At 73.0% G+C, this 9,901-nt stretch carries 6 protein-coding genes and 1 pseudogene; 4 read left to right on the top strand and 3 right to left on the bottom strand.

All coding sequences use genetic code 11. The annotated features are described in order from the left end of the window. Positions 1 to 147 precede the first annotated feature (147 nt). The 3 genes from IE329_RS39295 (at position 148) to IE329_RS39285 (ending at position 3,372) form a co-directional block, all read left to right on the top strand. Complete coding sequence (locus IE329_RS39295) at positions 148 to 870, top strand: NUDIX hydrolase (RefSeq protein ID WP_190215860.1); 723 nt, start codon at positions 148 to 150, stop codon at positions 868 to 870. 124 nt (positions 871 to 994) lie between these two features. Then, positions 995 to 2,329: a UDP-N-acetylmuramate--L-alanine ligase gene (locus tag IE329_RS39290; RefSeq protein WP_190215859.1), complete on the top strand. Its 1,335-nt coding sequence runs from the start codon at positions 995 to 997 to the stop codon at positions 2,327 to 2,329. Positions 2,330 to 2,766: 437 nt separating this feature from the next. Continuing rightward, positions 2,767 to 3,372 carry a hypothetical protein gene (locus IE329_RS39285; RefSeq protein WP_229928146.1) on the top strand — a complete coding sequence of 202 codons (606 nt, stop codon included), beginning with the start codon at positions 2,767 to 2,769 and terminating at the stop codon, positions 3,370 to 3,372. Between the two features lie 269 nt (positions 3,373 to 3,641). Here IE329_RS39285 and IE329_RS39280 read toward each other — a convergent pair whose 3' ends face one another. From IE329_RS39280 to IE329_RS39270, 3 genes and pseudogenes are all read right to left on the bottom strand, one after another. Next, complete coding sequence (locus tag IE329_RS39280; RefSeq protein ID WP_190215858.1) at positions 3,642 to 6,473, bottom strand: M48 family metallopeptidase; 2,832 nt, start codon at positions 6,471 to 6,473, stop codon at positions 3,642 to 3,644. 286 nt (positions 6,474 to 6,759) lie between these two features. Next, the gene (locus IE329_RS39275) at positions 6,760 to 8,484 is read right to left on the bottom strand and encodes an aminotransferase class V-fold PLP-dependent enzyme (RefSeq protein WP_190215857.1); all 1,725 of its coding nucleotides are present in this window, start codon (positions 8,482 to 8,484) and stop codon (positions 6,760 to 6,762) included. Positions 8,485 to 8,705: 221 nt separating this feature from the next. After that, positions 8,706 to 9,128: pseudogene (locus tag IE329_RS39270) on the bottom strand (amidohydrolase family protein); the annotation flags it as partial. Between the two features lie 38 nt (positions 9,129 to 9,166). Here IE329_RS39270 and IE329_RS39265 point away from each other — a divergent pair. After that, positions 9,167 to 9,775 carry a Gfo/Idh/MocA family protein gene (locus IE329_RS39265; protein ID WP_229928145.1) on the top strand — a complete coding sequence of 203 codons (609 nt, stop codon included), beginning with the start codon at positions 9,167 to 9,169 and terminating at the stop codon, positions 9,773 to 9,775. Positions 9,776 to 9,901: the final 126 nt, after the last annotated feature.

Here is a 9,901-nt window from a genome sequence, read left to right as displayed (position 1 = left end):
GTCAGGGTGCTGTGCATGACCTGGAGCCTACGACGCCATGATCCGCCGGACAGAATCCAGGGGGTCCGACCCGGCCGCGTGGCGGGGCGGCCACCCAGACGCCTCATGCTGTGGGCCACCGGTAGGCCGTTCTGCCACGATGATGCGATGACCGTCACGTTCTTCGACGCCTTGGCACTGCGTCTGGTCAGGGCTCCGATGCCCCAGGTCGACCATGCGGCTCGGGTGGCGATGGATCAGTTCTGGGAGCGGGCGCTGTCCCGCCAGCCCGCGCTGTTCGACGGTCCGGCTGTGGCGTGTTTGGGGATCGAGCAGCTGCAGGCCGGCGAGCTGTGTCTGACGTGGGCCCGGACCAGCTATCGCTACCGGGCGCTGCGCCAGGTCGCCGGAGCGTCCTGGAAGCCCGCGTCGATGTTCGTCACGGTGCTCCAACCAGTCGACGGCGGCGGGGTGATCGTGGGCCGGTCCTCCGGCGGGACAGCCCATCCAGGACGATGGGCGCTTCCCGGTGGGTCGGTGGAGCCGCCGGCCGCAGGAAGGCCGCTGGATGCGGCGGCTCTGCGGCGCCACGCGGTGCGGGAGCTGGCCGAAGAGGTCGGGCTGATGGTCGGCCCGGATGAGGTGGCCACCTGGACAGTCACGCAGGGTGCGCACGGCAACGTGGGAGTTCACTTCCTCGCGCCTCCCGTTCCGGCTGAGTTGGTGCTCAACCACCACCGGGGACTCACCGAAGCAGGGCGGGCACGGGGGACGGTGCCCGAACTCGACCGGCTGGCTGTCGTCCGGTCGGTGGACGATGTCCTGGAACTCGGTGAGGCGGTCGATTTCCTTGCCCCAGTGCTTGCGCGCCATGCCCAAGAATGTTGCTGACCGCGACACTTGACGTGATTTTGGCTCTGTGTGCGAAGCAGGCCAGGTCGAGGCTGATGCATTGCCAACCGGATGATCACTCGACGTCATTCGATCATTGCTGAACGTGGGTACAGTGGGCAATGTGCCTGAACCCACCTTCACCACGCCGTTCGCCGGTCGCCGCCTGCACTTCGTCGGAGTCGGAGGGTGCGGCGTTTCCGGCCTCGCCCTCATCGCGCAGAAGCTCGGTGCCGAAGTCACCGGCTCGGACATGAAGTCCACGATGTACCTGCAGTCGCTGCAGGCCAACGGTCTCACCGGCATGCGGGTCGGCCACAGCGTCGAGCACGTGCCCGCCGCTCCGGCGCAGATCGTCTACTCCTCCGCCATCAAGCCGGACAACGTCGAGCGGGCCCGGGCACGCGAGCTGGGGCTGCCCGAGTTGCACCGCTCCGATCTGCTGGCCGAGATCACCAGAGTGCGCCGGACCATTGCGGTGGCCGGGGCTCACGGCAAGTCCTCCACCAGCTCTCTGGGCGCCCACGTGTTCAGCGTCTGCGGTGTCGACCCGTCGTACGTCGTCGGAGCGCTCCTGCGCCCGCCCGGTGTGCACGCCGCCACCGGAGCCGGTGACCTGCTGGTGATCGAGGCGGACGAGTCGGACAAGAGCCTGCTGAGCTACCAGGTGGATACCGCGGTGGTCACCAACGTGGACCTGGACCACGTCGGCGACGCCGGGTACCAGAGCGTGCAGGACGTCGCCGCGGTCCTCGCGCAGTTCGCGAACCGGGCCAGGGAGACTGTGGTAACCGAGCAGGCTGCTTCCTACCTGAGCCCGTTGGTGGCGAACCTGACGGTGGTGGAACCGGAGCTGATCGAGGGTCGGCCGCTGGTGTTCCGGTGGGCCGGCGAGGAGTACGAGGTCACCCATCCTGGCGAGCACCAGCTGCGCAACGCTGCGCTGGTGGTGTACCTGGCCCTGCGGGAGGGGTGCTCGCCGGAGGCGATCCGGGCGGCGCTGCTGTCCTACCCGGGGGTGGCGCGCAGGTTCGAACTACGGGGCCGCACGCCGGGCGGGGCGCGAGTGGTCGACGACTACGCGCACCACCCGGTGGAGGTGGAGGCCGCGGTGTCGGCGGCCCGGCAGATCGCAGGGAACGACGGCCGGGTGCTGGCGGTGTTCCAGCCGCACCTCTTCTCCCGCACACAGCAGTTCCTGAACGAATTCCTGGCGGCGCTGGGCAAGGCGGATGCGGCCTGCATGGAGCCGGTCTACCCCGCCCGGGAAGACCCGGAGCATTGGGGGCACGTGGCCGAGGAGCTGGTGGCCGCGACCGGCCGCGCGGACGGGGTGGTGATGTCGCCGGGCCGCGAGGAGCTGGTACGGATGCTGCGGGAGACGGCCGGCCCCGAGGACGTGGTGCTGCTCCTCGGGGCCGGGGACGTCACCGAGCTGGGGGAGCCGCTCACCGCGTGAGCTGGGCCAGCCCTTGCGTGGGCACTTCTTCGATGCCGCCCTGGTGGTCACCGACCGCCTAGGGCGCGTAGCGGTCGAGTGCGGAGAGGAACGTCGCGGTCTCGCCGGTGGTGAGGGCGGTGCGGCCGGGGGCCGGGAGGGGTGGCTCCGCTGCGCCACCCGCAGCTTCGTTGGTGCCCTACCAGCCAGAGGTGCTTTCCCGCTGCCTGCCTGCCTGCCGGCCCGGCACTGTCCTCGTCGCAGGCACAGCCTCAGCAAGGCGGCCAATACCTGCGAAAAAAATATTAACGGGCCCGGTGCCTTGCTCCCCGATTTCTGAGAACCAGCCCGGGCTCACCGGGGCGGGGCCCCTTGCCGGCTCGCCCCGGCTTCCGCATGGCGAAGGGCGACCCGGCGGGCCGGCCGCCGGCAGGTACGGCGAACGTCCGGTAGCGGCGTTGCCGGGCGAGCAGGAGCCGGGCGGCACCCTCGGCGGGTGGGCGGTGCCTGCTCCGCACCGGGAGGGGTTCTGGCAGGCTGTTCGGGTGAAGGGGAATGCATCGGTGCCCGGTGACCGGTTCCGGGATCAGCGCGAACGCAAGTACGGGTACGACTTCCTCGACGAGGTACTGGTGCGCTGTCCTCGGTGTGACGGGTGTGCTGTTGTCATGCCGCACCCCGGGGCTCCTGACGACGCGGACGCCGCGGTCTCCGGGGCCGTGAACTTCCGTCGGAGGCTGCGCTGCCGGGGTTGCGGCTTCTTCAAGGACGGGACGGTGGCCGCTGCCGTCCTGGGCGGCCCTGCCGATCCCTTCTTCCGGCGGCCGTTGTGGTTGCGGGAGAGCTGCTGCGGACAGGTGCTGTGGGCCTACAACGTTCGCCATCTCGATCTGTTGGAGGCCTATGTGGCCGCCAAGCTGCGTGAACGCGGGGAACTTCTGCCGTGGGCCCCGACGAGTCTGGTCGAGCGGCTTCCCACGTGGTTGAAGGTCGCCAAGAACCGGACCGAGGCCTTGCGGACGATCAGGCGCCTGCGTTCGACGTTGCCCGCCAAGGACTGGTAGGCCAACGGTGCAGTAGGGGAGGCACAGGCGCCGCCCTCGTGCTCCGCCTCGTCCGCGGGCCGGAGGCTCAGGGGGGCTCAGGCGAAGCGCGTCCGCGCTGTTTGGCCGGCCGGTCCGGGGGAGAGGAACCGGCCATCGGGGCCGCCGGAGCGCCATGGGACCGGGCGGGGGGAGGGGATCACGACGCGCTTCCCGTTCTCCGGAGCGGGGTGCATGCCGTCGCTCCGTCCCCGGCCCGCCAATCAGGGGCTCCGTCCCCGGCCCGCCGTTCAGGGGCTCCCGCCCCGGCTCGCGGTGACCCACAGGCTGATCGAGTCGACGGCGCCCGTCGCCTGGTTGAACTCCCGCATGCCGGCGGCGACGAGGTCGTTGTCGTTCCGGTCGAGGCCGCTCAGGCAGTCCTGGCTGCCCCGGGCCGCCATCGTGACGAACGTCCGCCAGCTCGGCAGGAGCTGAGGGTCCGGGACGGGGAAGTAGGCCTCGGCGTCCCGTGCGACCTTGCCGAACGCGACGCAGATCGAGGGGAGCCGGGTCAGGACCATCGCGTCGCCGTCCGGGGACTGTGTCGCCTCCGCCCCGAGGGCGCGCAGCTCGTCGAGGACGGTGCTGTAGCGGACCATCAGGTCCCGCCCGCCCAGGCCGTACCAGTCCTCGGCCCTCCCGTACGCGTCCAGCGCCTGCTTCCACGGGGGCGCGGCCGGCTGCTGGGCCGTCACGTTGCCCCCCGAGGGGGCCGGGACCGACAGCAGTACGGCGGGGACGGCGACGGCACCGGCGCACAGCACCCCGACGGCCAGGCGGCGCCGGGCCGGCCCCCGGGCTCCCTCTCCGGCCGGTGCGGAGGCCGCGGGGCGGCTCGGCCGCCGCAGCACCCTGCGGGCCACGGCGACGGCCGAGGCGACGGCGATGCCCACCACGGTGACGAGGACGAGGAGGATGCTGAGGAGGTACTGGAAGCCCCGCCAGACCGCGACCGGCCGCCAGTCGCAGCCGGACGTGAACGAGGCGAGGGCCGGGGCGCAACCGTCCGACGCGGAGAGCACCAGGACGCCGGCGTGGCCCGCCAGCAGGGCGGTGTGGGCCGCCACGATCGCGGCGACCAGCCGGTAGCGGCCGATCAGCAGACTCGCGGCGAGGGCCGCCACGGCGGCGCCCACCAGGAGGGCGGCGCACGCCCCGTCCTGGAACAGCAGTGCAGGGGCGGTCCCGCGGGGCCGGTCCGACGGCGGCCAGCTGTGCATCCGGGCCTTCAGGACGGCGACGCCGGCCCAGCAGACCGCGCCGCCGAGCAGTCCGGCGAGCAGGGCGCGGCGGAGCGGCGGCAGCGGCTCGGCGGGGATCGCCGACGCCTCGATCCCCGGTGCGGCGCGACGGGCCCAGCCCGAGGGGTGGGGGCGGACCGTCCAGGCCAGCAGCGGCACCACCCACAGTCCGGCGACGGCCGGCAGGGTGAGCGGACCGGCGACCGTGGTGCCCAGCAGCGGCACCGTGTGCGCGGTCGCGGTGAGGATCGCGCCGTACTCGCCGGCCGGATCCGACGGCAGCCCCGGGAACCCGGGTCCGAGCACGTCGGTCAGCAGCCCCGGTATGTTCGCCATCACCACACCGAAGTCCTGCCACCACCAGAACCACGCGCAGAGCGCCAGGCCCGCCCCGGCCAGGACGAGCGCCATCGGCGGGTGGATCGTCCGACCGCGCCAGACGGTCGCCCACAGGTGGGAGCACTCGGTGACCCACCAGGCGAACGCCACTCCCACGAGCAGCACGAGCAGCACGACCACGGACTGGCCGGGCAGCCACTTGTTGATGGCGATCCGGTTCCCGAACAGTTCACCGACCGTCATCCCGATGCCGAGCCAGAGGCCCGCCCGGGCTCCGGAGGGCCGGCGGCGCGCGGTCAGCAGCCGGTGCACCACCGAACGCCACAGGGCCGTCCCCGCGACCCCGGTGACCAGTGCGGCGGGCGGGAGCGCCATCGTGATGTCCCACGCCCCCGCGAGCGGTGGGGTCGAACGGCCGGCCAGCTGCCACAGCTGGCCGTTGACCAGCACGGCGGCCGTGCCGGTCAGGAACATCAGCAGGGCGGGCACCTCGAACAACGGCGCGGGGTCGGTCAGCGTCTGCCGCCGGGAGTCCCACCGCGGGTGCGTGCGCCAGAGTTCGGTGAACGAGCGCAGGGCGCGGGGCAGCGCCCGGGCCGGCCGGGCCGGCTCCACGGCGGCCCAGACCCGCGGGTCCGCTCCCCAGCGGGCCGCGGTGAGGTCGGCGTGGAGCTCCCGGCTGCGCAGCACGTCCGAGCGCGCCAGGTAGACGACCACGGTCATGAGCAGGGGGAGGACCAGGGCCCGCCACGCGCCCAGCCCGATCTCGAAGGGACGCGTCTCGGGGGCGTAGGCGTGGAAGAAGAGGAGTCCGAAGCCCACCGCGTAGGGCACGAGGACGGCGGCGACGAAGGTCCGCCAGAGCGCGACCGTGGCGTAGGTGAGCGTGACGTCACCGTTGCGGATGTGGGCCAGCTCGTGCAGGAGCACCGCCTCGAAGTCCTCCGGTGCCACGGCCCTTCGGGTGAGCAGGCCACCGTGCAGGCGAACCGTCGGGCGACCGTTGCGGCCGAACACCGCGGCGCCGGTCGAGGCGGCGAACGGATCGACGACGACCCGGGGCACCCGGGTCAGCCCGGCCAGGTCCGTCAAGCGCTCCAGTTGACGCCCGATCCGGCCGTCGGGGTCGACCGTCGCCAGCGGGACGGCCCTGCTCCGGCGCGTCCGCCAGACCGGGAGGGCGAGGAACAGCCCGCCCGCCAGGAGCAGCAGCGCGGCCGGTACGGCGGGCTCGACCCACCAGGGCGCCGACCCGTGCTCGGCGATGCAGGCCTGGTAGGCGGCGCTGTGCAGAACCTCGTCGGCCGGGGTCTCGCCGGGGCCGACGCCGGCCGCGCCCAGGCATCTGAAGCCTTCGTTGAGCCCGGCGGCGGTGAGCGCCGTCAGCAGCATCGAGCTGCTGCTCGCGAGCATCAGGACGACCAGCAGGACGAACCGTACGGTGGTGCCGGCCGGCACGGCCCGTGCGTCCAGCTTCACCCGGGGCGGCTCGGTGGCCATCGCCCTCAGCCCTCGTCCGGAGTGTCGCGGCCGGCCGGGCCGGCCGTTCCCGCCGGGCCGTACCAAGCTGATTCCGAGACCATTGCGCCCCCCGCGGATCGGTCCGTGTGCCATGTGAACATGACAGGACAGCAGGGTAGTGGCTCAACTCCGTTCCAGGGCAAGCCTTGAGGGACTTGGGGCCGATGGTGCGGGTGGTTCGGCGCCGGGTGGTCGTCCTCGGGCGCCGTGCTGTGCGGAGCCATGCCGTGCCGAGCCGTGCTGTGCCGTGTCCGGCCGGCCGTTCTCAGGGGGCCAGGCAGCCCGGCGGCAGCGGGAACCAGCGAAGTGCCTCGAACCCGGCCGGCAGGCCGGTCGGGCCCTGCTCCAGCTGGTCCGGGCAGTCGTCGAACAGGCGGCGGGCCTCGGCGAGGTGGCGGGCGAGCGCGTCCTCGCCGAGCCGGGTGCCGTGGTCGGGCCAGGTGAGCCGGCCCTGCGGGTCGTATCCGACGTCGGCCAGCCGCAGCGCCGGCCCGGACGGCGCGGCCCGGTGGCGCCACAGGCCGGTGCGCGGGTCGAAGCGGTAGTCGGGCAGCAGCCGGTGGCCGTACCTGGCGGTCAGGTCGACGGCGTCGATCAGGTAGTCGCGGACGGTGTCGGTGAGGAAGTAGTGGAAGTTGACCCGGGCCCAGCCGGGCTTGATCCCCTCGCAGCCGTGGCCGGTGACCTCGTCGCGGAAGGCGTGCGAGTGCGGGGCGTCGATCGCGAGCAGCCGGTGGCCGTACGGGGCCGCGCAGGAGCAGCCGCCGCGGGCCTGGACGCCGAACAGGTCGTTGAGCAGGGCCACCACGAAGTTGTGGTGCAGGAAGAGGCCCTGGTGGCGGATCCGGAACGAGACGATGGACAGTCGCCGGGCGTGGTGGCTGCCCAGGATGTCGATGGCCGGGTTCCGCTCCCATCGCTCCAGCGCGGTCCGCCACAGCTGCTCCTCGCGGGAGCGGATCAGCTCGGTGCCGACCGCCTGCTTGAGGCCGAAGACCAGGCCGGCCCGGATGGACTCGACGATGGCCGGGGTGCCGCCCTCCTCCCGTGCCACCGGGTCCTCCAGGTAGCGGTGGCCGGTGGGGTCGACGAAGGCGACCGTGCCGCCGCCGGGCGTGGTCGGCACCCGGTTGCGGACCAGTTCGCGCCGCACCACCAGGATGCCGGGGGTCTGCGGGCCGCCGGGGAACTTGTGGGGTGACAGGAAGACGGCGTCCTTGTGGTCGGCGCGCCCCGGTGCGCTCTCGCCGACGCGTATCGGCAGGTAGGGGCCGGCGGCGGCGTAGTCCCAGAACGACAACGCGCCGTGCTCGTGCAGGATCCGGGCGACGGCGTCCGTGTCGGTCAGGATGCCGGTGACGTTGGAGGCGGCCGAGAAGCTGCCTATCCGCAGCGGCCGGCCGGCGAACCGGAGCAGTTGTGCCCGCAGGTCGGCCAGATCGATGTGGCCGTCGGGGCCGGCGTCGATCTCGACCACGTCGGCGATCGACTCGCGCCAGGGCAGTTCGTTGGAGTGATGCTCGTACGGGCCGACCAGGACCACCGGGCGCTCCTCGGCGGGGATGTGCCGGTCGAGGTGGTAGCGCTCGGCGAGGCCCGCGGGCAGCCGCAGTTCGAGGATGCCGACGAGCTTGTTGACGGCGGCCGTGGCGCCGGAGCCGCAGAAGACCACCAGGTGGTCCTCGGAGCCGCCCACGGCGTCGCGGATCAGTTGCCGGGCGTCCTCGCGGAGCCGGCCGGTCTGCAGGCCGGTGCCGGAACTCTCGGTGTGGGTGTTCGCGTAGCGGGGGAGGACGGCGGCGCGGATGAAGTCCTCGATGAAGTCGAGGGAGCGTCCGGACGCCGTGTGGTCGGCGTAGGTGACGCGGCGTGGCCCGTAGGGGCCGTCCTGCACGGCACCCTCGCCGAGCAGCCCGAGCCGGATGCGCTCCAGCAGGGGCGGTGGCGGCGCGGCCTTCGGCTGCTGCCCGGTGGGGGTGCTGATGGTCATCGGAACGCTCCTCTCACCGAAGCCGTCAGGTGGGGAGGCGGGGCCTGGCACCGGCGGTGCGGCGACACCTCACAGCGTACGGTCCGGCGGGTCGGTTCGTCCGTTCATCGGCGCCCGCGGCGGAGGTGTCGCGGGCGCCGGCCCGGTCGGACCGGGCTGCCCGGACGGGCGGGCAGTGGCCGGCGGGCGGACGGGCGCCCCGGTCAGCCCGGTCGGCCCGGTCAGGCGTCGGCCGCCGCGTGCACCCGCTGCCCCCCGACGAAGGTCTGCTGCACGCGGGCGTGGGCGATCTCCTCCACGGGGCGGGCGAAGATGTCGCGGTCCAGCACGGCGAGGTCGGCGAGCCGGCCCGGCGCGATGACGCCGGTGTCGTCCAGGTGGTTCACGTAGGCGCTGCCCGCGGTGTAGGCGGTCAGCGCCGCGTGCAGGGTGATGCGCTGCTCCGGGAGGAACACCGGCCGCGTCGAGCCGGGCTCCTGACGGTTGACGGCGTTGTGGAGCGCCGCGAGCGGGTCCGGACTGGACACCGGCCAGTCGCTGCCGGCGGCCAGGACCGCGCCGCTGCGGACCAGGTCGGCGAACGGGTACTGGCGGGCGGCCCGGCCGGCGCCGAGGAAGGGGATGGTCAGGTCGTCCATCCGAGGCCTGCCTGGCCGCCCAGCAGCGCACCGGACTGGTCGCGATGGTGGGCCACACCCGGCGCTTCAACCCCAGCCACCAGTGGGTGCGCCGGCGGATCCAGTCCGGTGACTACCGCCTGCAGCAACTCGACGTGCAGACCTACTTCTTCCGCCGCAGCAACCTCAACGCCCTCGGGCAGCCCCGCTCCTGGACCGACCACCTGCTGTGGCACCACGCCGCGCACACCGTCGACCTGTTCGCCCACCAGACCGGTTCGCCGATCGTCCAGGCCAACGCCCTCCAGGGGCCGGTCCACCCCGAACTCGGCATCGCGATGGACATGTCCGTCCAGCTGCGCGCCGAGAACGGCGCGATCTGCACCCTGTCGCTGTCCTTCAACAACGACGGCCCGCTCGGCACCTTCTTCCGCTACATCGGCGACACCGGCACCTACCTCGCCCGGTACGACGACCTGGTCACCGGCGAGGACGAGCCGATCGACGTGAGCGGTGTCGACGTCTCGACGGACGGCATCGAACTGCAGGACCGCGAGTTCGTCGCCGCGATCCGGGCGGGCCGCGAACCGAACGCCTCCATCGCCCAGGTACTGCCCTGCTACCGCACGCCGGCGGCCCTCGAAGCACAGCTCGCCGCGGCCTCGTACGCCTGACCGGCCTGCCGGGCCTGGCTGGCCGTCAGCGGGCCGCGTGGTGCGCCGCGACGGCGGGGAACGCGCCGTGCCCGCTGACCCATGCGCCGCGGCGCATCACGGCGACGACCTGGTAGCTCTCGGAGT

It is taken from the genome of Kitasatospora indigofera (assembly GCF_014655955.1).
Lineage (GTDB): Bacteria > Actinomycetota > Actinomycetes > Streptomycetales > Streptomycetaceae > Kitasatospora > Kitasatospora indigofera.
The sequence above is the reverse complement of the archived record's forward strand: the minus strand, read 5'-3'. Positions and strand labels throughout refer to the sequence as shown.

What these genes read in the sequence shown, in the direction of transcription:
- IE329_RS39295 (WP_190215860.1), top strand. Translation starts at nt 148, where the DNA reads ATGACCGTCACGTTCTTCGACGCCTTGGCACTGCGTCTGGTCAGGGCT.
- IE329_RS39280 (WP_190215858.1), bottom strand. Translation starts at nt 6,473, where the DNA reads ATGGCCACCGAGCCGCCCCGGGTGAAGCTGGACGCACGGGCCGTGCCG.
- IE329_RS39275 (WP_190215857.1), bottom strand. Translation starts at nt 8,484, where the DNA reads ATGACCATCAGCACCCCCACCGGGCAGCAGCCGAAGGCCGCGCCGCCA.
- IE329_RS39265 (WP_229928145.1), top strand. Translation starts at nt 9,167, where the DNA reads ATGGTGGGCCACACCCGGCGCTTCAACCCCAGCCACCAGTGGGTGCGC.